The sequence below is a fragment of the Salegentibacter haimaensis genome (assembly GCF_054121495.1).
Map to the genome: position 1 here is coordinate 81829 of NZ_JBSYGH010000009.1, position 21963 is coordinate 103791.

The following is a 21963-nucleotide window of genomic DNA, read 5'->3' on the forward strand; positions in this document are numbered from 1 at the left end:
TGCTTAATAATACCGGGGTCGGTTTTCGGCCCCGCAATTTTAATCCCGTCTCTGATAAGTTCAGCGACGGGATTTTTTGTATTTTAGAGGTTCCTCAACCTGAAAAAAGATAAAATTTAAAGACCATAAAATGAGCGACGAACAAAAACCCAAGAAAGGACAAATCAATATAGAACTGGATGAAAGTGTAGCCGAAGGCACCTATTCTAACCTGGCAATCATCAACCATTCGGTATCAGAATTTGTAATCGATTTTGTAAATATAATGCCGGGGAAACCCAAGAATAAGGTGAAATCGAGAATCATCCTAACGCCTCAGCACGCCAAAAGATTGCTTAAAGCCCTTGGCGATAATGTGCATAGATTTGAGAAAGCCCACGGGGAAATAAGAGATTATGAAAAAGCTCCGGTACCATTAAATTTTGGGCCTACCGGGCAGGCATAAAGCCAAAACTTTTCAACCTCACTTTTTAAGTGAGGTTTTTTGTTTTTCGTCGTCGCTGTATTTTTTAAAATACCGGCGAGCCTCCTTCATCACTCGCGGAGCCATTATAAGCGTGGCCGTCATCGTGGGTATGGCCATTAAAGCGAAGAATCCGTCGATTAGGTTGATCATCATACTAAGAGAAGTAGTAGCTCCCACGATGATGCTAATAATGTAGAAATAATTATAATAATGCTTGTACTCGGCTCCCAATAAGTAAGACAAACATTTGGTCCCATAGTAAGAATAGGAGAATAATGAGGAAATACTGAAGGCTGCAATGCATAGCAGAAGCAGGTAGCGCCCCACGTAGGGTATTGAATCTCCAAAAGCGGCGGCGGTGAGACTAACCCCATTTACATCGGTGGTTTGCCAAACTCCGGTCACCAAAATGCACAACGCGGTTAAGGTACAAACCACCAAAGTATCAATCGCAGGTCCCAACATAGCAACCAGGCCTTCCCTGATAGGTTCACTGGTTTTACTGGCACCGTGGGCCATTGTGGCTGTTCCTATCCCGGCTTCATTTGAGAAGGCTCCTCTACGAATTCCCAGAATGATTAATCCGCCCACCAGGCCTCCAAACAGTGGCTCACCCGAGTAGTTTTCAGCAGCAAAAGCATCGGTGAAAATCATTAAAAAGTAATTGGGAACCTGCTCGAAATTCACCAGTAAAATTATAAGTACCGAGAAGAAATACAGGGCAACCATCGCCGGCACCAGCCTTGAAACAGTGCGACTTATGCGGGAGAGCCCGCCCAAAACAACTATAGAGGTGATAATGGTTAATATGATCCCAATAATCAGGTTGGTGGTAAAGCCCGTGGGTACATTATTGGGTTCTAAGAGTATAAAATTAATTGCCTGGGTGAGTTGGTTTACATTAAAAACAGGAAGCGCCCCTACCAGCCCTGCGATGCTGAAGAAAATTGCCAGAAACTTCCATTTCTTCCCAAGACCTTCTTCAATAAAATACATCACTCCTCCCTGTATATTACCCTGGGTATCCTTTCCACGATACATTACCGAGAGACTATTGGTGAAAAATTTTGTCGCCATCCCTACAATTGCGCTAACCCAGAGCCAGAAAATGGCCCCGGGGCCGCCTAAAGCGATAGCCACTGCAACTCCGGCAATATTTCCCATTCCTACAGTAGAAGAAAGAGCTGTAGATAAAGACTGAAAATGATTGATTTCTCCGGGATCGTTAGGATCGTCGTACTTTCCGCGAAGCAGGTCTAACGAATGACCTAAATATCTGAAAGGCAAAAACTTTGATAATATAAGGAGGTACAAACCTCCGCCAATTAAAAGAATTATAAGCGGAAGACCCCATACCGCCGAGGCAAACGCGGTGATGATCTCATCAATTTCAGACATAGGTTATACTTTATGCCGAAAATATATGAAATATACCGCTATTTCATAGGGCCGTCCGGCTGATTATTTAAATTCGGTTCCTATACTCCTGGGGTCAAGTACATTAAGGAATTAAAATTCCGATGTAAAATGGAACTTAATCGAAGGATATTTTTGCTGAGTCATTTGCAGTGAGAATTGAGAATCGGCAAGAAATACCAGCTGCCCTTGTTTATCTTTAGCCAGGTATTTCGATTTCACCCGTTTAAAATCTTTAAACTCTTCACTTTTTTCATCTTCAGCCTCCACCCAGGTCGCTTTGTAAACATTCAGGTTTTCGTAAGTACATTTTGCGCCATATTCGTGCTCCAATCGATATTGAATTACTTCAAACTGAAGGGCACCAACTGTCCCGATTACCTTGCGGCCGTTCATTTCGAGAGTAAAAAGCTGGGCCACTCCTTCATCCATCAACTGGTCGATTCCTTTTTCCAGTTGCTTGGATTTCATAGGATCGGCATTATTAATATACCTGAAATGTTCAGGAGAGAAACTAGGAATTCCTTTATAACTTAATTCTTCACCAGAGGTTAGGGTATCCCCAATCTTGAAATTCCCGGTATCGTGAAGCCCCACGATATCCCCTGGATAGGAAATATCCACAATTTCTTTCTTTTCAGCGAAGAAGGCATTGGGACTCGAAAATTTAAGATTTTTGCCGTGTCTTACATGAAGATAAGGCTTATTTCTTTCAAATTTTCCGGAAACAATTTTGATAAAAGCCAGGCGATCCCGGTGTTTGGGATCCATATTGGCGTGAATTTTAAAAACGAATCCGCTAAAATTCTCTTCTTCGGGTTTAACTTCCCGGGTTTCGCTTTGCTTCGGCCGTGGTTTTGGAGCGATTTCAACAAAACAATCCAGTAGCTCGCGCACCCCAAAATTATTAAGTGCTGAACCAAAAAATACAGGTTGTAACTGGCCATCAAGGTATGCCTGCCTGTCGAATTCGGGATACACGCCCTGGGCCAGTTCGAGTTCGTCACGAAGTCTATCGGCCGCTGAATTTCCTATTAAATCATCCAACTCTTCAGAAGAAAGATCTGAGATTTCGATGGTTTCTTCAATATCCTTTTTCGGGTCGCCGGTAAACAGATTTACGTTCTTTTCCCAAATATTATAGATCCCTTTAAAATCGTAACCCATTCCAATGGGGAAACTAAGGGGAGTTACTGTGAGATTTAATTTCTGTTCGATCTCATCCAACAGTTCAAAAGCATCTTTCCCTTCACGATCTAATTTGTTTACAAAAACGATCATCGGGATATTTCGCATACGACAAACCTCTACCAGTTTTTCGGTTTGTTCTTCAACACCTTTGGCTACATCTATCACCACAATCACACTATCCACCGCCGTGAGGGTTCTAAAGGTATCTTCAGCAAAATCTTTGTGCCCGGGAGTATCGAGAATATTGATTTTAACCCCGTCATATTCAAAGGCCAAAACCGAAGTCGCCACCGAAATTCCCCGTTGGCGTTCAATTTCCATAAAGTCACTGGTAGCGCCCTTCTTAATTTTATTCGATTTTACCGCCCCGGCTTCCTGTATGGCCCCACCAAATAAAAGAAGTTTTTCTGTGAGGGTGGTTTTACCGGCATCGGGGTGGGAAATAATTCCGAAAGTACGTCTACGGGCAATCTCTTTTTGAAAGCTTTTCATCAATGGAAATTTAAGGCTGCAAAAGTACCATAATTTTCAGGAATTTTAAATTTCAGCCTTTAGATAAAAGCAGCTTTATTGGCAGGAGTATTTGATTCCGTTTTAATTTAAATTCCATCCTGAATCTCAGTGTAATAAATACTTGTTAAACTAAAGTATAGCTTAAAACATTGTGTAATTTTACAGCATCATGAAAACTTTTCGAATCGGAGTGCTATTCTTGCTTTTGGCGATTTTTTGCCAGGCTTTAACCTACGCCCAAACCCAAAAAGAAAGTTTTAGCGAAGGCGCTTTTATCATTAATTGCGGGATTGAACCTCAAACCCGGGAAAATAGTCTTCAGGTATATGGTTTGCTTTTTGAATTGCTTAATGAGCAGCCTGTTGAAATAAAATGGATTATCAATCCCGAAAAACAGAAAGACGGGGTAGATTTTACTTACTCGGGGACCGATTATAAGTCGGGAGCTTTTTTGCTTCCGGTTAGTTATATTAATGCTGAAGTCGAAGAGGTGATCCAGGCCTGGCAAAAGCGTGGCGTGGTAGGGGTTTTTACTGAAGAACGCCTGGAGCTTCCGGTTTATAATACTTTGACGATGGCGCCTAAATGGACGCTGGATAGAGAAAACGGTTTTATTGCCGTGCCCTTTTTTAGGGCTGCCGGAATACCCGAGAGTGCCCACGGCGGTATAAAATCGGCCAACTGGAAAAGGCCTGAGGAATTGGGTGTTTGCGATGATATTTTTGTAATGCCACACGCAGACCCCGCATTCGAAACCCACAAAAATCTGTATTTCTGGAACAGGGATTTTAAAGGTGCGATATGGGCCGGCTGCCACGCGGTGAGTAAGCTTGAAAGTCTCTTCGGAAATTTGAAAAACAGCGATGAGCTCATTCAATTAAATTTTTTATCGGCAGGATTTCCCGGGGCAAGGAGTGCGGGCCTGTTGCATTACCGAAAACACCGGCACGGAACACCACCTTACGAGTACCACTTTCCGGCCGATCCTGTTGCGCAGTTTTTAGGAAAAGCCGACCAGGCCCATTTGAATGGATCTGAACGCATATTTTTTCCGAAGCCGGTAAACAAATGGCGACCTGCTACCCGAATTCTAATCAGTGATCCCGACGCTCCCGATATTCCCGAAAAATCTGATGGCGAGGCCGTGGTTACGGCTTATGGTCACGCCTTCGAAAACCCTAAAAACGGCCTGGTGATGTACCAGGCCGGGCACAATATCTTCGGAAATTCACCCGCCAATATTGCAGCTTTACGCGCTTTTTTTAACTGGAGTTTTTTAGCGGCCGAAATTAAAAGGAAAGAAAATCTTATTGTTTTTCACGATAATGCTTCAGGCTCACCGGTGATTGGCGCAAAGATAGGAGACGATCTCACACGGGTACTTAACCTGAAACCTATACATTTCGATCTGGATAAATCAGAAATAAGAAAGGACGCAGTTTCAGAATTAACACGCATAGCCGAGTTTATGCAGAAATACCCTGAACTCTTACTCGATATTCGTTCGCATACCGATAGTAGAGCCAACGATGATTATAATTTAGAACTTTCAGAAGCAAGGGTGAAGGAAACCAGGGCTTTTTTGGAGGCCAGGGGAGTGGAATCCCACCGAATTTCGGGGAGAGGCTATGGGGAAACCGAATTGATAAACAATTGCCGAAACGGGGTGAACTGTGCTGAAAATGAACATCAAAAAAACAGGCGTAGCGAATTTATCTTATCTATAAATTGTAATATCTACTCTGGGCGTTCAGACTATATCCTGGAGTAGCTTGTGAAAACTATGACCTATTTGTACATTTGAGATTCAAATAAAAAAATGAAAGAGGAAAAAGTAATTCTGGTTAATGAAAAGGATGAACAAATAGGCTTGATGGAAAAGATCGAGGCTCACGAAAAGGCTTTGCTGCACAGGGCATTTTCGGTATTTGTTTTTAATGAAAAAGGCGAGCTGATGATTCAGCAAAGAGCCCTGGGAAAATATCACTCCCCGGGTCTTTGGACCAATACCTGTTGCAGTCATCAAAGAGAAGGTGAAAGCAATGTTGCTGCCGGGAAGCGTCGTTTAATGGAAGAAATGGGTTTTACCACCGATTTAAAGGATACCATCTCATTTATCTATAAAGCTCCTTTTGATAATGGTTTGACCGAACACGAATTTGATCATATCCTGGTGGGGACTTTTGAGGGGGAACCAAATATAAATCCCGATGAAGTTGCCGCCTGGAAGTGGATGTCTCTGGAAGCCATAAAAGAAGATATGAAAACCAACCCGGCAATTTATACCGAATGGTTCAAGATTATTTTTGATAAATATTACGCCCATATTCAGGAATGAGAGCAACCGTACATAGAAAAGCGCATTTTAATGCCGCACATCGTCTTTTTAGAAAAGACTGGGATGATGCTAAAAACGAGCAGGTTTTTGGAAAATGCAGCAACCCCAATTATCACGGGCATAATTATGAGTTAATCGTTTCGGTTACCGGTGAAATTGATGAAGAGACCGGTTTTGTAATTAACCTAAAAGACCTGAAACAGCTTATTTATGAAGAAGTAGAGCAGGCCTTCGACCATAAAAATTTAAATGTGGAAGTTGAAGATTTTAAAGATCTTAATCCAACAGTTGAAAATATCGCAGCGGTGATTTGGAGAAAGCTTCGAAAGAAAATGCGAAACGACCGCGATTTGGAAGTAACCTTGTATGAAACGCCGCGTAACTTTGTGACTTACAAAGGAGAGTAATTTAAAACCAGGATTTTCAATTTTCAGAGAAATCTGCATTAATTTGAAAAAGCCGGAAAGTAATTCACCAATTTCGCGTATTTTTGCCGCTTCAATTTATAAGCATTATGGCAAGTAAAAGATTATTAAAAAGAGATGTGAATTATGTAATGGGCGATATTATAGAAGCCGCCTATATTCACCAATTAGCAAACCCTAAAGAGGATACTCAAAAAACCGAAGCTATCGTAGATGAAGCTGTAGTTACCTTCGACGAGTTAATCGCGAAAATCAATCAAAAAGATGTTGAAAACAAGAAGCAACATTTTAGAGCGATTGAGAAAGAACTGGAAACCAAAGCTCAGGAACTTGTAAAAAAGATCAACGAACTTTAGATTTTGATTTACAGAAAATAACAACCGCAGCCGGTAAACCCGGGTTGCGGTTTTTTTATTTTAGACTTATTCGTTTGCTGCCATTAGCCGCCGATTCGTAGATCTTTTCAAGAATCACAATATCTTTAAGCCCATCTTCGCCGGGTACCATTACCGGCCTGTCTTCGAGAATGGCCAGGGCGTCATCATCCATTTGTGCCGCCTGCTGATTTTTTCCGAAGGGAGAAAGAATTTGTCCGTCACTGGTTTCGCCTTTTACTCCCGAGTATGACTGAAATGGCCTTAAATAATACCAGCCGTTTTCGCAATTTATTTCAAGAGTATTCAAATTTTCGCCAAAACTGGTCTTGCAATTTGCCATAATTCCATTGGGAAATTCAAGATCAAAACTCGTGGTTTCGTCGACTTCGGTAAAAATTTCGGGCCTGTTTGTGCTATGGCTGGCACTTACCGCAATGGGTTCCAGTCCTGTACTGTAACGGGCAGCGTTTAGAGGATAAACTCCCATATCGTACATCGCCCCGCCACCCATTTCTTTTTTAAGTTTCCAGGGGTTGACCGGGTCTCCATAATAACCGGCTTCAGCCTTTAAATTTTCTATTTTCCCGAAGGGTTTTGTTTTAGCCCAATTCATAATGGTTTGGGTGTTTTTTTCGTGCTGCATTCGGTAACCTATTGATAGTTTCACTTTATTCCGGTTACAGGCTTCAATTATTTCCCTGCATTCGGTGGCGGTACGCGCCATAGGTTTTTCGCACCAAACGTGTTTCCCGGCTTCGGCGGCTTTGATGGCATACTCTGCGTGAAGTCCTGTGGGTAGCACAATGTAAATCACATCTATATCGGGATTATTAGCGATCTCGTGCATATTTCCGTAATTGTAAACATTGGAATCTTTAATGCCATATTTCTTCTGCCACTGCGGAATTTTCTCGGGGCTTCCGGTAACTATCCCTCTTAATTCGCAGAATTTTGTTTCCTGCAAGGCAGGCGCCAGTTGGGTTCGACTATAGTTGCCAAGACCTACCAGGGCTACTCCCAGTTTCTCTTTTTTCTTCGGAATAATAAAACCCGGAACAGGAAGACTGCTGGCTAAAAGGAATAATCCTGAATTTTTAATGAAATGACGACGATTCTGCATAAGAAAACTTTTGCCTTAAGTTATAAAAAGACTAATTTAAACAGGAAATGAGCAAGTCTATTTAACTAATATTTAATGCCCTAACGTCCGCAATTCCCTAAATTAACAGGAGCTATAGATAGGTTTTGATAAAATGAAAAGCACTTTTTCATATTTCATATTTTATTTATCTCTGGTGATTCTAACCGGCCTGCAGACTTCCTGCCGGGGAGAAAAATCATCGGGTAAAGATGAAGTGGCACAAAATAAAACAGCGATCCAAACCCAAAAAGATTCTGTGGTAGAATTGGAAGAGACAATTATAAAATATCCCAGGTATTCGAAAGATAGTATTAAGTCTATTGCCAATCGGGACAGTATTTTTCAAAGGCTATCGGCAGTGGAAAGAAACCTGATTTTGTCGCTTAACCGCATAGATCTGTATCGCCTTCAGCCCGGAGAACTTTTTATTATGCCAGATTCTCTATCGGAAAACTTTCTATGGTACAGTCCGTTTCCGGCTAAAATGCCGCTTTTAGATTCTATTCCTAAAGCAGTGCTTATTTCTCAGCGTATTCAGGCATTTGCAGCTTATGAAAACGGAAATTTATGCCGCTGGGGTGCGGTTAGCTCGGGTAAACAAAGCACTCCTACCCCAAATGGCCTGCATTATGCTAATTATAAAGCCAGGCGAAAAATTAGTACCGTGAACCGGGATTGGATTATGCCCTATTATGTGAATTTTATGAACTTTTACGGGGTGGGTTCACACGAGTATAATTTGCCTGGTTTTCCGGCGAGTCACGCCTGTGTGAGAATGTTTAGGGAAGATGCTATTTTTATCTATAACTGGATTCAAACCTGGGAGTTGGAAAACAACGCCATAAAATATAATGGGACACCATATTTCGTTTTTGGGGAATATAATTATGAAGCTGAAAAACCCTGGCTTCAGCTGGCAGATGACCCGCAAGCGAATTTTTTGCTTCCGGCAGAAAAGGACACGCTGAAAATTTATGTGGAAAAATATAAACAGGAGCCAAAAAACTTCCGAAGTACAGATAGTATAGGTAAAGATGAGTTTTTGTAAATTCCGAAGAAATATTGCAATTATGAAAGCTTTTAAAATTATAGGTTTAGTACTTATCTCTTTTTTCTTTATTCCCCTACAGGCCCAGGAAACCCGTCTTATGGTTAGAGTGCAGGCCGAAGATGCCAAGTTTATTGGTACTTCGATTGGTGGGGCTAAAGTTATTATAAGAGAAGTTGAAACCGGTGAGATCCTGGCGCAGGGTCTCACCAAAGGCAGCACGGGAGATACTAAAAAGATAATGGAACAACCACAGCAGCGCAGGCAGCATTTAAGCGATGAAAAAACTGCCGGCTTCGAAGCAGTGCTGGAAATCGACGAACCTGTATTTGTTAGCGTTGAAGCTCTTGGTCCCGTAGCGAAGAAGCAGGCTTCTGTTCTTAGTTCTACCCAATTATGGCTTATCCCGGGGAAAGATATTTTAGGAGACGGCCTAATTTTAAAAATTCCGGGTTTTGTGGTTGATATTTTATCTCCGCAAACTCACGAGCGCATTAAAGAAAATACCGAAATTGAAATAAAAGCCAATGTGGTGTTGATGTGCGGTTGCCCTGTGAGCGAAGGCGGAATTTGGGATTCTTCCAACTACGAGATAGCTGCCATTATCACTTCTGAAAATGGAGAAAAGCAGGAGCTGGAGCTTAAAGCTTCAGAAAAGGAAAGCACTTTTAGCGAAAAACTTCAGCTGAAGAAAGGTTTATATAATATAAAAGTCTATGCCTACGACGCTGCTACCGGAAATACCGGCCTGGACCAAACCAATATCATCATAAATTAAAGTTCCCCGCTAAAACCATTTAGCAGGCCTAAGGATTTTATGGTGCGCAAAACCCCGTTTTCATTATTATCGAAATCGGTGATATAATTCCCTGCTTCCTTAATTTCAGGATGTGCATTTTTCATGGCGTAGGAATATTTGGCGATCTTCATCATTTCCAGGTCGTTGAGGTAATCCCCAAAAACAAGGGTTTCTTCAGCAGAAATATTTAGTTCGCGCTGCACATCTTTAATAGCATTGCCTTTATTGGCATCTGCAGCGGTAATATCAATAAAAACTTTGGCCGCAATAGCAACCTTAAATCTGTCGGTATAATTCACAAAATGCGGAAATGTGTGTTCTTCCACACCCTTATAATTACAAAGAGTTACTTTTAAGATGGTATCATCTACTTTAGTAAGGTCTTCTACCATTTCTAGGCGTTTATAAAAGCGCGAAATTTCCTTGTAGAACTCTTCGTCACCATTTTCCATATAGGCAGAATTTTTCCCGCATAAAACCAATTTGGTATCGGGGAGCTTGCGGCCCATTTCAATAAAATGCAGGCCATCTTCCCGCTTGAGCGGATTCACGTAAAGTTCCCGGCCACGGTGAGAAACATAGGTGCCGTTTTCAGCAAAAAATATAGTGCGATCTTTTATTCGGTCGAATTTTGATTCAAGATTATAAAATTGTCTCCCACTGGCCACCGAAAATTGAATTCCCGCTTTATGCAGTTGTTCCTCAATTTCCCAAAATGCCGGATGGATTTCGTGATTATCATTTAGCAGGGTACCGTCCATATCGGTCACGATCAATTTTATATTCATAGCGAAAATTTAAAGCCGCTAATATACCCAGCATCTTTTCAAAGAAAGTTAAATAACTATCAATTTTATCTACACCAAAATAAACTCTAAAATTTTTCTAACAATCTAAATCTCTGATTGAGTATTAGTTATATATCCCGCCTTATTTTTATTTAAAATAAATATAAATAAGGCTTTTATAATTCGAATTTGCGCTTTAGTTTTGGGCTCTATTTAAAACTAATCTAAATAAAAATTCTAGTTAGAATGATGAGAAGTAATTACTTATTGCTTGTTTTTATATGCTTTATGCAATGGGGAATAGCACAGGAAACCGGTTGGGTTTCGGGAAAAGTGATCGATACCCAGGGAAGGCCAATTTCTAATGTAAATATAGAAGTAAAGGGTACCCAGATTGGAGGAGAGAGCAGAGCCTCTGGTCAATTTGAATTTCGAAATATTCCTGTAGGTGTATATAGCCTTAAGTTTTCGTATGTTGGTTTTGCGACCAGGGAAATTCAGGTTAGAATCAATGCCGGGGAACAAACTAAAGTGCCCGGGGTGGTATTAACCGGAAAACAGGAAGAACTGGGCGCGGTTACCCTTCGCGTAAACGGAAACAAAAATAAATATTCCAGGGCCCGCAGTGAAAGCGTGGCAAAAATGCCGCTGAAACAAATTGAGAACCCTCAGGTTTATAATAATATCACCGCCGAATTACTCAAGGAGCAGGTGATTACCAACTTTGATGATGTGACCAAAAATGCTCCCGGCTTAAGCAAATTATGGGAGTCTACCGGCCGTGGTAATGATGGAGCCGGCTATTACAGTTTACGCGGATTTCCCGTGCAGCCTACTCTTGTAAATGGCCTTCCGGCAATTACCAATGGTAGTCCAGATCCTGCAAATTTCGAAAATGTTGAGGTGATGAAGGGACCTTCAGCCACCCTTTATGGTGGAAATCTTACCTCTTACGGCGGATTGATAAATATAAATACCAAGCGTCCTTTTAATTATTTCGGCGGAAATGTGTCTTATACTTTGGGAAGTTTCGGACTTAACCGGGTAACTACCGATTTGAACACTCCGCTCGATGAAACCGGAGATGTAGCCTTAAGGGTAAACGCGGCCTACCATACCCAAAACTCTTTTCAGGATGCAGGTTTTAAAGAATCATTTTTTATAGCGCCTTCGCTTAGCTATAAGGTGAACGATAAACTTTCGTTTTTTGTAAATACTGAATTTTACGAGGGAGAAACTACGAATCCAACGATGTTATTCGTAGATCGTGGAGCGCCATTAAGAGCTACCAATATTCAGGAGTTGGGTTATGATCGTGAAAGATCCTATACCAGCAATGATCTTACAGTGAGAAACCCGGGCTTTAGCCTGCAGGGCCAGATGAATTATCAGATTTCAGATAACTGGAGATCTCAAACCGCAATATCAACAGGATCGGTTAAAGCTCTTGGAGATTATTCCTATTTATACGAAACTACCAGGTTTTATGAAGGCAGAGAGAATTTACCCGATTTAGAGGAAGGCCTGGTGTTTACCCGCTATATGAGCAATCAAAACTCCACAACACTCACCAGCGATATTCAGCAAAATTTTATCGGAGATTTCGAAATTGCCGGGATGCGCAATAGAATGGTTGCCGGGGTAGATTATTTTCATAGAAGAGTGATCGATAACAATTCTGGATACGTTGCCAACGGGAATGTATATATAGGCAATGCCAGCCTGCAGAATGTAAATGAAAGTGTTTTTGAAATTACAGAGCCCGGAGCCTACATTACCAATAATGATAGCGGTGTGTTATCACGCCAGGCAGTTAATTCACTGCTTGCCAATGTGAACCGAAATAACCTGGAAACCCGGGAAGAAATTTTTAGCGCCTATGTATCAGATGTGTTGAACTTTACTCCAGCGTTTTCAGCAATGGCCAGCCTGCGTTTAGATCATTTCAAGGCTGAAAACTACGAGCAAACGGCGCTTTCTCCAAAATTTGGCCTGGTATACCAGCCGGTTTTAGACAGAGTTGCGCTTTTTGCCAATTATATGGATGGATTCAGCAATGTGGCACCGCTCCAGGAAGGAGATCCTGCGCAGGGAGCTACCCGCACCGTGACCTTTGAACCGGAGCGCGCCCGGCAGTTTGAGGTAGGTACCAAACTCGATTTATGGGATAATCGCCTTTCGGCCACCTTAAGTTATTACAACATCAATGTTTTCAATATGGTGATGGAAGAAACCGGAAGACCTTTTTTCTATGTTCAGGATGGAGAACAATACAGCCGAGGATTCGAAGCCAGTATCACCGCCACTCCGGTAGATGGCTTTAATTTAATCGCCGGATTTAGTCATAATGACAGCGAGTTAACCGAGTCTGATCAAACCGACTTTTTAGGCAGACGCCCCGAATCGGCCGGACCTGAAACTATGGCCAACTTATGGGCCAGCTATGAAATTCAGCAGGGGAATTTACAGGGCTTCGGTTTTGGATTTGGAGGAAATTACGCCAGTGAAAATATGATTTTTAACCGTCAGCTTGGCGGGGTATTTACACTGCCTTCCTATGCGGTTCTAAATGCTTCCCTTTTCTACCGGGCCGATAAGTTCGAAGTGAACCTTAAGCTTAATAATTTGAACAACGAAGCATATTATACCGGTTGGTCAACCATTAACCCGCAAATGCCACGCAACATCGCTGCGATGTTTACCTATAAATTTTAATTGAATTAGCTTTGCAGAATGAAAGGTCACCTAAGGTGGCCTTTTTGCAATTTTATCAAAATGAAGCCTAAAAAGAAAAGTGCTTTTAAAAAATGGATTTCCCGATTGCATCTGTGGCTGGGCCTGGCTAGCGGTATCATTGTTTTTACAGTGGCTGTAACGGGATGCATTTTTGTTTTTCACGACGAGATAAAAGACTTAACCCGATCCCATAGAAAAGTTGAAATTCAACAGGAAAGTTTTGTGAAACCTTCGAATTTGCAGGAGAAAGTTGCGGCGATTTCTGCGGAAGCCGTTCCCGGGATGGTCGTTTACCAGGGCCGGGACAGGTCGGCATTTGTTTATGCTGAAGTAGAAGGGGAGCCTACCCACTTTTATTTTAACCCTTATACTGCTGAATTTCTGGCTGAGGAAAGGCTGGCTGATGATTTCTTTTTAATCATTGAAGATTTGCATATGCATCTTTGGTTACCTGAAACTATCGGGAAACAGGTAGTGGGAATTTCCACGCTTATTTTTCTGTTTATGTTGGTTTCAGGTCTAATCCTGTGGTGGCCAAAGAAGCGTAAAAACCTTAAAAAACGGCTTAGTATTAAATGGGATGCCAAATGGCGACGAATCAATTACGACTGGCATAGCACCACCGGATTCTATTTGAGTTTAATCGCAGCATTTATTGCGCTAACAGGGCTGAGTTTTTCTTACGAGTGGATGAATTCGGCTTTTTATGAAACCGCCAATTTGTTTCAGGAGAAACCGGGTGATATTATAGAAGTTGAGATTGCTTCCGAAGAAGAAACAGTAACTGCATTAGACCTGGCTCTTTATAAGACCCTAGAATTAAAGCCTGAAGATGAAATGTTCTTTGTCTGGAGCCAGGGCCCGGGACTGCCAATTGTTTCTGGATCATACCCCGAAGCTCTTGATTATGACGGGCAGAGCAATTTTTATTTTCATCCCGAAACCGGGGAGCTTTTGCAAAAACATAATTTTGAACTAAAGAGTGCCGGAATGAAACTTCAGGAATTAAGTTACGGCCTGCATACCGGCCAGTACCTGGATTTACCGGGAAAAATACTGGCTTTCTTTGCCAGTCTTTTTATAGCCGGCTTACCGGTTAGCGGATTTTTGATTTGGTACGGCAGAAAGTATAAGAACAAAAGAGGCTGATTTTTTTAAAAAAATCAGCCTCTTAAATTTAATCTCTTTGCTATAATTAAAAGAGCACCGCGTCTACAATCCCACCTACTATAGCCAGAATTATAGCCAGCCAGAGCGAGGGTAGAAAACCTACAGTTTTAAAATCCTTGCTTAGTTTATCGGCCAGCTCGATGATTATAGCATAGGCAATCACCCTGGTAACAAAGCCGAGCCCGAGGAAATAGAATATTCCGAGTGTCGCTACATTGAGCAAAGCGATGAGAATCCAGCTTAAAAGGAAGCTTAGAACCCCGATGATAAGCGCTACAATAATTGCAGTTTTAAAGCCTTTTAATTCAACTTTGGGCATCATATTGGCCACGGCCAACAGCACCAAAGCATCAATAAGAATGTGAATTAGCCATTGAAACATTTTAGTTGGTTTTTAGTTAGTTGACTTAAAGATATAAAAAAAACCAAATAAGACTATTAAAGCTGAAGGTTTCGGGCTTCCCTTTGTACGATCACTTCATAAACCGCCTTAAAATTTGCCAGTAGTTCGCGTCTTTGAATTTTATTGGTAGCGCGGTAGTTTACAGATCCTGCTTCCAGGCCGTTATATTTCAATCCTAAATTTTTCGCGATAAACAATGCCCTGGGCAGATGAAATTTCTGGGTTACCACGATGCCGCTTTCAATTTGAAAAACTTCCCTGGCCCGGTACATAGTATCATAGGTATCGAGACCGGAATGGTCTAAAATTATCGCTTCTTCGGGAACCCCTTTTTCGAGCAGGTAGTTTCCCATAGCATCAACTTCATTATAATCGTCGCTTCGGTGATCGCCGCTTACCAGGATATATTCTACCTTTCCTCTTCGAAAAAGCTCGAGCGCACTGTCTACGCGATCTTTTAAAACCGGGGAGAGTTTTCCGTCGCTGTGAACGCTGGCCCCTAAAACTATAGCCGTGGTGGCTTCAGGAATTTCGGCAATTCTGGAATAGGTGAGGTGACGGGTGTCCTGTTCGATATAAGCCTTTAAACCTAAAACCAGCATGATGATAACGATAAGACCTAAAACCAGGAAAAGAATTGTTTTTTTAATAGTTTTTGTCATTGGTGCCGGGTACAGGTTTTTGAAGAATGAAGATAAGTATTATTTCCATATTTGTTTATTTTATGGACGCAGGTTTAGCATCTTATTTTCTATGCCTAAATTTGTGCAAATTATAAGCTGAATATGGGAAATATAGAAGCCCTGAACTGGCGTTATGCCACCAAAAAATTTGACGAGAATTCACTTTTGCCTGAAGTTAAGATTGATGTTTTGAAACAGGCCTTTAATCTTACCGCTACATCTTACGGTTTACAACCCCTGCGTTTACTGGTTATTCAGAATAAAGAGCTTCAGAAGAATTTGAAAACCTATTCCTTTAATCAGCAACAGGTAAGTACGGCTTCCCACGTTTTGGTGATTTGTATTGAAGATAAAATCGATAAGAATTTTATTGAAGCCTATTTTAAAAGGGTAAAGCATATACGGGAGACTCCTGCCGAAATTCTCGATCCCTTTAAGGATTTTCTCATTGGAGATTTTGCTGAAAAAACCACCGAAGAAATTCATTCCTGGGCTAAAAATCAGGCTTATCTGGCTTTGGGTACTTTGCTCACCGTTTGCGCAACCGAAGGTATAGATGCCTGCCCTATGGAAGGTTTTGAGCCCGAAAAATATGATAAACTTCTGGAGCTGGACTCCCGGAATTTAAAATCGGTTTTGGTGCTTCCGGTAGGTAAAAGGGCGAAAGACGATATGTTTTCAGAATTTAAAAAAGTACGTCGCCCTATTGACGATGTGATTATTGAAGTGAATTAATAGTTCACGTAGCGGGTAATTTCGAGCCCGTAACCTATCATCCCCACACGTTTTGTTTGCTGGCTGTTTGATAGCAATTTGATTTTATGAATTTCCAGGTCGTGCAGAATCTGGGCGCCAATTCCAAAATCTTTGTTATCCATATTGATTGGTGGTGCCTTTACTTCACCAGATTTCTGTAATTCCTTTAACTCGGCCAGTCTTGGCAGCAAATTAAGCGATTGGGTTGCCGGATTTATAAACACAATTGCACCACGGCCTTCCTCATTGATGGCCTGGAACATATTGTCGAGTTTTTTATCGGCATTATTGGTAAGCGTTCCTAAAATGTCATTATTGATCAAGGTAGAGTTCACCCGTACCAGAATTTCTTCATTGGGTTTCCAGTCACCTTTGGTAAGCGCGATATGCACCTGATTATTGGTAGTTTGCTGGTAAGCTCTAATCCTAAATTCCCCGAAGCGGGTTTGAATGTTGAAATCTTCTTTCTTCTCAATAAGAGAATCGTGTTGCATACGGTAGGCTACCAGATCTTCAATAGAAACCACTTTTAGATCGAAGCGTTTGGCGACCTCCATCAATTGCGGCAGGCGGGCCATACTGCCATCTTCGTTCATAATTTCAACAATCACTCCGGCAGGTTCCAAACCGGCAAGACGGGCAAAATCTATAGCAGCTTCTGTATGTCCTGTTCTTCTTAAAACCCCGCCTTCTTTGGCTTTTAGCGGAAAAATATGTCCCGGGCGGCCAAGATCATTAGGTTTGGTAGCAGGCTCGATAAGCGATTTGATGGTTTTTGCCCTATCGGCTGCCGAAATTCCCGTGGTCACTCCCTGTCCTTTTAAATCTACAGAAATAGTAAAGGCCGTTTCCATTGGGTCGGTATTTTTACCAACCATCATTTCGAGTTTCAACTCCTTGCAACGCTCTTCGCTAAGCGGTGCGCAAATCAATCCGCGGCCGTGGGTAGCCATAAAATTGATCATTTCAGGCGTTACTTTTTTGGCAGCGGCGACAAAATCACCTTCATTTTCACGATCTTCATCGTCTACGACAATAATCACTTTCCCGGCCCTGATATCATCTATGGCCTCTTTTATCGTGTTGAGTTGAATTTTTGATTTTACTGAAGTTTCACGCGACATGCTGCTGATTTTTAAGGCTGCAAAGGTATCTATTCTATTTGATTTTTCGGCTTCACCAGGCCGGCTTTTTTAAGCAGTTTCCTGATAGGTTCAGTGAAAGCATCAAAGGCGAATAAGCCTTGATCGGTGGTGGCTCTATAGGTTAAATAAATTCCCAGCGGAAGCATAATGAGAGTAGAAAGCCAGGTTGCTATAAAAGGGCTGATTGTTCCCTCTTCGGCACTGTTCTTAGCGAAAATCCCAATGAAGTGATAGGTTAGAAACAGCAAAATGGCTATTACCATGGGAAGACCCATCCCGCCTTTGCGAATAATAGCTCCCAGGGGGGCACCCACAAAAAATAACACCACACAGGCTGCGGCAAGCACATATTTTTCGTGCAGGGCAATTTCATATTTGTTGAGTTGTTTGCTGGCAGTTCTAAATTCGGTTTTTTTGATATTTAAATGCGAAAGCGAGGCATTCACATTTCCCAGTGCCAGGTTTACGATTTGAGAAGCCTGGGAAGCATCGTAGGCATCTAATAAAGAATTTCCGGTGCTAATGGTATCGGCAGGTTTAAAGTTGGTATAAATATTTTCCAGGCCGGTACGTTTGTACATTCCCTGTTTAAAAACTTTAAAATTCGTGTTGTAAGAGGTTGAGAAGGAATCTATACTTTGTTTTAATTCTGAAATTTTCAGCATTCCCTGGGTATTGCTGTAGGTCTCATCTTCCAAATCAACATTATTAAAGTCTGAAAGATCCAGGTTTATCACGTACTCTTTAAAATAACTCTTGGCGAAAGGTTTATTGCGGCGTTTGGCGAGATCTTTCGGCTGAATCTCATCGTAGTAATTTCCGTCTTTTAGAATTAGGGAAAGCACATCAGAATCGGTGCTGCCTACAAGTTCGCCTTCTTTGGCTTTCATCACCGTATTGTTCCCGCTGCGGGAAGTTTTTTGATGTATGATAACATCTGTGAGGTACTGCCCATTATCCCCGCTTTTTTTATCAACTTTAATGTTGATGGTTCCCAGGTCATTAAAAGTGCCTTCGGTAATGGCCATTGCGGGTTTAAGCTGGGCTATATTTTTTCGGAGGTTGATCGATTTAAATTCAGCAGCAGGAATTACGTTATTGGCAAAAAAGAAAGCGGTAAGACTTACTAAAATTATAAATAAAGTAAGGCTTCTCATTGCCCTTTGCAGGGAAATCCCCGAAGACTTCATCGCAGCAAATTCATAGTTTTCGGCAAAACTTCCGAAGGTCATTATGGAGGTTAGCAGAATGGTGAGCGGTAAAACCAGCGGCACCAGTTTAGGAGAGAAGTACAGTAAAAATTTCAGAATAATCTCAACATCGAGATCTTTTCCTGCCAGTTCACCTATGTACAGCCAAATGGTTTGGAGTACAAAGATGAACATCAGGATTATAAATACTGAAAAAAATGTTTTTAGGTAACTTACAAGTATGTACCGGTCAAGTATTTTCAACTTAGTCTAGGCGGTTAATGTAAAAATCCTGGTAACGAGACTCGTCAAAGCTAAACAGGTTTTTCGCAATAGGTTGATTGGTTTTAAAGCTTTTTACCGTGATGGTGATTTTGGTGTCGTTATCCTGGGTTTGAATAAGGTTGTAAATATGTTTTGTTTGACTATCTATTCCCAGAAGTATATTTTTTACTTCGGCTTTTGAATCTTTAGGAGTAAGCTTTATATACTGAATTTTACGCCCGTTAGCATTTTGCGTGATATCCCATTCGTAATTATAGCCTTCTTCGTAAAAGCTAAACATTTTTGAAGGGGTTATGCTGTTTTCGTCTTCTTCAGAATAATTTGAAATATTCACTTCTTCATCGGCAGGGATAATGGTATAAATTTTCTTGCCATCAAACATTTGGGTAACCCCCATAAGGTTAAGAAGGTATTTTTCTCCTTTAATACTTACATCACCACGGGTTTCCTGGCTTATGTTTTCGCTGCCGTTCTCAAGGCTGTATTTAAAATCGATTACCATATTGTCGTAAGATTTCACCTTGGAAGAAACTTCTTTTAATAGGTTTTCGGCCTTTTGGGAATTTTGCGCCTGCATTCCAAATCCTGCAATAAATAGCAATAAAACAAGGATCTTTTTCATTTGAATTTGTTTTTATTCTTCGTTTAATAATTGTTCCAGCGCTGCCATATCGCTAATTAAAACCTGTCGGGCTTTACTTCCTTCAAATGGACCTACGACTCCTGCTGCTTCCAGCTGATCTATAATTCGACCGGCTCTGTTATAGCCTAATTTTAATTTACGTTGCAGCAACGAAGCCGAGCCCTGTTGGGCAATTACAATAACTTCTGCGGCTTCGCGAAAGAGCTTGTCTCTCTCGCTCACATCTATATCAAGTCCTGTGCCACTATCTTCCCCCTCGTATTCGGGAAGCAGGTGTGCATCGGGGTAGGCTTTTTGAGAACCGATAAATTCGGTGATTTTATCTACCTCAGGAGTATCTACGAAAGCACATTGCAGGCGTCTTAATTCATTACCCTGTGTAAAAAGCAAATCTCCACGACCAATCAACTGGTCGGCGCCCTGGCTATCCAGGATGGTTCGGGAATCTATCTTTGAGGTTACCCTAAAGGCGATTCGCGCCGGGAAGTTAGCTTTAATAATTCCGGTAATCACATTTACTGAAGGTCTTTGGGTGGCGATGATTAAATGAATTCCAATTGCCCGGGCCAGCTGGGCCAATCTTGCAATTGGAGTTTCTACTTCTTTCCCGGCCGTCATAATAAGGTCGGCAAATTCATCTACCACCAAAACTATATAAGGCAGGAATTTATGGCCATTTTCGGGATTGAGTTTGCGGGCCTTGAATTTTACGTTGTATTCTTTAATGTTACGAACCATCGCATCTTTCAGTAGCTCATAACGGTTGTCCATTTCGATACAAAGCGAATTAAGCGTATTGATCACTTTGGTATTATCGGTGATAATAGCATCTTCTGTATCGGGTAATTTTGCCAGGTAATGCCGCTCGATTTTATTAAACAGCGTAAGTTCTACTTTTTTGGGATCAACCAGTACAAATTTTACTTCAGCCGGGTGTTTGCTGTATAATAATGAAGTTAAGATCGCATTGAGTCCTACCGATTTACCCTGGCCGGTGGCCCCAGCCATTAGCAGGTGAGGCATTTTAGCCAGGTCTACCACAAAGGTTTCGTTCGAGATGGTTTTCCCCAGGGCCATAGGCAATTCCATTTCGGCATTCTGAAATTTTGGCGAAGCAATAACCGAACGCATCGAGACAATCGAAGCATTTTTATTCGGAACCTCGATCCCAATGGTTCCCTTCCCGGGTATAGGTGCGATAATACGAATTCCAAGCGCCGAGAGGGATAGCGCGATATCATCTTCAAGGTTCTTGATTTTGGAAATTCTAATCCCGGCTTCGGGAATGATCTCGTATAAAGTTACCGTAGGTCCTACCGTAGCTTTAATTTGAGCAATATCGATTTTATAATTTTTCAGGGTTTCAACTATTCGGTTTTTATGACCTTCAAGTTCTTCCTGGTCTACGGTGATGCCGCCGCCATAATCTTTTAAAAGTTCTAAAGTGGGGAATTTATAGTTGCTAAGTTCGAGAGTGGGATCAAATTCGCCAAAATCTTTCACGAGTTTTCGGCTTATATTGCTTTCTTCAAGCTCCTCTTCCTCGGCGGTTTCAACTTCCATTTCAACCTCTTCTTCGCCGGTATTCGATTTTGGGACTACCGGTTCAGGTTTTTTGGGTTCTATTTCTTTTTCTTCGGAAGGCTTCGTGGTATCAAAGCTTACTTCACGGGCAGGAGCTTCGGCCTTTACAGGGGCGTATTCTTCTTTCCAGTCTAACTCCTCATCGGTTTCAGAAACCTTAGCCTGGGCCGATTTAAATTCTTCTGATAATTCTTTTTTCTTTTTACTGAAAAAACTGCCGAGCATTTCGGGGGTAAGCTTCAGCCTTAAGCTGGCATAGGCTATAAACAGAAAAAGCATAAGCAGGCCGGTGCCGGCAAGACCCAGGTAATCCTGAAGGTAGTCGTTAACCTCGAAGCCAACCCTTCCGCCTAAAAGTGCGTTTTGAGCAGCAAAAAATCCGAAGAAAACCGAAATCCAAAGCATCACCAAAACTCCCCAAAACCAGTAGGAGCCAAGCTTGAAATTTTTCAGGTCAAAAAACAGGTATATTCCGCTTAAACTTATAAGAAAGGCCGGGATGAAAGCTGCAAGACCAAAGCCTTTGTAGATGAAAAGATCACTAACCAGGGCGCCAAATTTGCTTAGCCAGTTTTTGGCTTCCACTTCACGATTGCCAAATTCGCCCAGGGTACTTTGATCGGCCTGCCAGTTAAAAAGAAAGGAGATAAAAGCCACGAAAAGGGCAAGGCCGAAAAGCATTAAAAAACTTCCTAAAACCACTCTTTGTTGCCGGTTAAGCTTTAATGAGGCTTTATTAAATCTTTTTCCGGATGTTTTGTTACCCGCGGTTTTCTTTTTGGCCATAGATGCTTTGACAGATTTTGAGCAAAAATACAAATTAGCCCGTCTAAAGTAAGCAAAAATAAATTTTGATTGCTAAGTTG

Annotated in this window: 20 protein-coding genes; 10 read left to right on the forward strand and 10 right to left on the reverse strand. The window is 41.6% G+C overall.

Annotation, left to right across the window (positions count from 1 at the left end; all coding sequences use genetic code 11):
• Positions 1-130: 130 nt before the first annotated feature.
• The gene (locus ACW6QP_RS10005) at positions 131-445 is read left to right on the forward strand and encodes a DUF3467 domain-containing protein (protein ID WP_457910730.1); all 315 of its coding nucleotides are present in this window, start codon (positions 131-133) and stop codon (positions 443-445) included.
• 18 nt (positions 446-463) lie between these two features.
• On the opposite strand, the gene ACW6QP_RS10010 is transcribed toward ACW6QP_RS10005, so the two are convergent.
• Both ACW6QP_RS10010 and ACW6QP_RS10015 read right to left on the reverse strand, forming a co-directional pair.
• Positions 464-1864, reverse strand: a complete 1401-nt coding sequence (locus ACW6QP_RS10010) for an alanine/glycine:cation symporter family protein (protein ID WP_457910731.1) — start codon at positions 1862-1864, stop codon at positions 464-466.
• A 111-nt stretch (positions 1865-1975) separates the two neighbouring features.
• Positions 1976-3565: a peptide chain release factor 3 gene (locus tag ACW6QP_RS10015; protein WP_457910732.1), complete on the reverse strand. Its 1590-nt coding sequence runs from the start codon at positions 3563-3565 to the stop codon at positions 1976-1978.
• Between the two features lie 190 nt (positions 3566-3755).
• On the opposite strand from ACW6QP_RS10015, the gene ACW6QP_RS10020 reads away from it, so the two are divergent.
• The 4 genes from ACW6QP_RS10020 (at position 3756) to ACW6QP_RS10035 (ending at position 6705) form a co-directional block, all read left to right on the forward strand.
• Complete coding sequence (locus tag ACW6QP_RS10020; RefSeq protein WP_457910733.1) at positions 3756-5357, forward strand: OmpA family protein; 1602 nt, start codon at positions 3756-3758, stop codon at positions 5355-5357.
• A gap of 48 nt (positions 5358-5405) precedes the next feature.
• Positions 5406-5924 carry an isopentenyl-diphosphate Delta-isomerase gene (idi, locus tag ACW6QP_RS10025; RefSeq protein ID WP_457910734.1) on the forward strand — a complete coding sequence of 173 codons (519 nt, stop codon included), beginning with the start codon at positions 5406-5408 and terminating at the stop codon, positions 5922-5924.
• On the forward strand, positions 5921-6331 hold the full coding sequence (locus tag ACW6QP_RS10030) for a 6-pyruvoyl trahydropterin synthase family protein (protein ID WP_457910735.1): 411 nt from the start codon (positions 5921-5923) through the stop codon (positions 6329-6331). Before idi ends, ACW6QP_RS10030 begins: the two co-directional genes overlap by 4 nt.
• Positions 6332-6438: 107 nt before the next feature.
• Complete coding sequence (locus ACW6QP_RS10035; protein WP_457910736.1) at positions 6439-6705, forward strand: hypothetical protein; 267 nt, start codon at positions 6439-6441, stop codon at positions 6703-6705.
• 55 nt (positions 6706-6760) lie between these two features.
• On the opposite strand, the gene ACW6QP_RS10040 is transcribed toward ACW6QP_RS10035, so the two are convergent.
• A complete protein-coding gene (locus ACW6QP_RS10040) occupies positions 6761-7846 on the reverse strand; it encodes a Gfo/Idh/MocA family protein (protein WP_457910737.1) in 1086 nt (361 codons plus the stop codon).
• A gap of 133 nt (positions 7847-7979) precedes the next feature.
• Between ACW6QP_RS10040 and ACW6QP_RS10045 the strand changes: the two genes are divergently transcribed.
• Both ACW6QP_RS10045 and ACW6QP_RS10050 read left to right on the forward strand, forming a co-directional pair.
• The gene (locus ACW6QP_RS10045; protein ID WP_457910738.1) at positions 7980-8915 is read left to right on the forward strand and encodes a L,D-transpeptidase; all 936 of its coding nucleotides are present in this window, start codon (positions 7980-7982) and stop codon (positions 8913-8915) included.
• Positions 8916-8937: 22 nt separating this feature from the next.
• Positions 8938-9693 carry a hypothetical protein gene (locus ACW6QP_RS10050; protein WP_457910739.1) on the forward strand — a complete coding sequence of 252 codons (756 nt, stop codon included), beginning with the start codon at positions 8938-8940 and terminating at the stop codon, positions 9691-9693.
• Here ACW6QP_RS10050 and ACW6QP_RS10055 read toward each other — a convergent pair.
• Complete coding sequence (locus tag ACW6QP_RS10055) at positions 9690-10502, reverse strand: HAD family hydrolase (RefSeq protein ID WP_457910740.1); 813 nt, start codon at positions 10500-10502, stop codon at positions 9690-9692. The two genes, ACW6QP_RS10050 and ACW6QP_RS10055, sit on opposite strands and share 4 nt — an antisense overlap.
• 246 nt (positions 10503-10748) lie before the next feature.
• Here ACW6QP_RS10055 and ACW6QP_RS10060 point away from each other — a divergent pair, with 246 nt between their 5' ends.
• A complete protein-coding gene (locus tag ACW6QP_RS10060) occupies positions 10749-13217 on the forward strand; it encodes a TonB-dependent siderophore receptor (protein ID WP_457910741.1) in 2469 nt (822 codons plus the stop codon).
• Positions 13218-13277: 60 nt separating this feature from the next.
• Positions 13278-14387 carry a PepSY-associated TM helix domain-containing protein gene (locus ACW6QP_RS10065; RefSeq protein ID WP_457910742.1) on the forward strand — a complete coding sequence of 370 codons (1110 nt, stop codon included), beginning with the start codon at positions 13278-13280 and terminating at the stop codon, positions 14385-14387.
• 46 nt (positions 14388-14433) lie between these two features.
• Here ACW6QP_RS10065 and ACW6QP_RS10070 read toward each other — a convergent pair whose 3' ends face one another.
• Together ACW6QP_RS10070 and ACW6QP_RS10075 are read right to left on the reverse strand one after the other, a co-directional pair.
• Complete coding sequence (locus tag ACW6QP_RS10070; RefSeq protein WP_457910743.1) at positions 14434-14790, reverse strand: phage holin family protein; 357 nt, start codon at positions 14788-14790, stop codon at positions 14434-14436.
• 56 nt (positions 14791-14846) lie between these two features.
• A complete protein-coding gene (locus ACW6QP_RS10075) occupies positions 14847-15473 on the reverse strand; it encodes a SanA/YdcF family protein (RefSeq protein WP_457910744.1) in 627 nt (208 codons plus the stop codon).
• Positions 15474-15596: 123 nt separating this feature from the next.
• Between ACW6QP_RS10075 and ACW6QP_RS10080 the strand changes: the two genes are divergently transcribed.
• Entirely contained in the window at positions 15597-16229 is a 633-nt protein-coding gene (locus ACW6QP_RS10080) for an NAD(P)H-dependent oxidoreductase (protein ID WP_457910745.1), read from the forward strand.
• On the opposite strand, the gene ribB is transcribed toward ACW6QP_RS10080, so the two are convergent.
• From ribB to ACW6QP_RS10100, 4 genes are read right to left on the reverse strand one after another with little or no spacing between them, the layout of a single operon-like run.
• A complete protein-coding gene (gene ribB / locus ACW6QP_RS10085; protein ID WP_457910746.1) occupies positions 16226-17374 on the reverse strand; it encodes a 3,4-dihydroxy-2-butanone-4-phosphate synthase in 1149 nt (382 codons plus the stop codon). The genes ACW6QP_RS10080 and ribB overlap by 4 nt on opposite strands.
• 29 nt (positions 17375-17403) lie before the next feature.
• Positions 17404-18849, reverse strand: a complete 1446-nt coding sequence (locus ACW6QP_RS10090; RefSeq protein WP_457910747.1) for an LptF/LptG family permease — start codon at positions 18847-18849, stop codon at positions 17404-17406.
• Between the two features lies 1 nt (position 18850).
• Positions 18851-19492, reverse strand: coding sequence for a LolA family protein (locus tag ACW6QP_RS10095; protein WP_457910748.1), 642 nt, complete (start codon positions 19490-19492; stop codon positions 18851-18853).
• Between the two features lie 12 nt (positions 19493-19504).
• Positions 19505-21883, reverse strand: a complete 2379-nt coding sequence (locus ACW6QP_RS10100) for a DNA translocase FtsK (RefSeq protein ID WP_457910749.1) — start codon at positions 21881-21883, stop codon at positions 19505-19507.
• Positions 21884-21963: the final 80 nt, after the last annotated feature.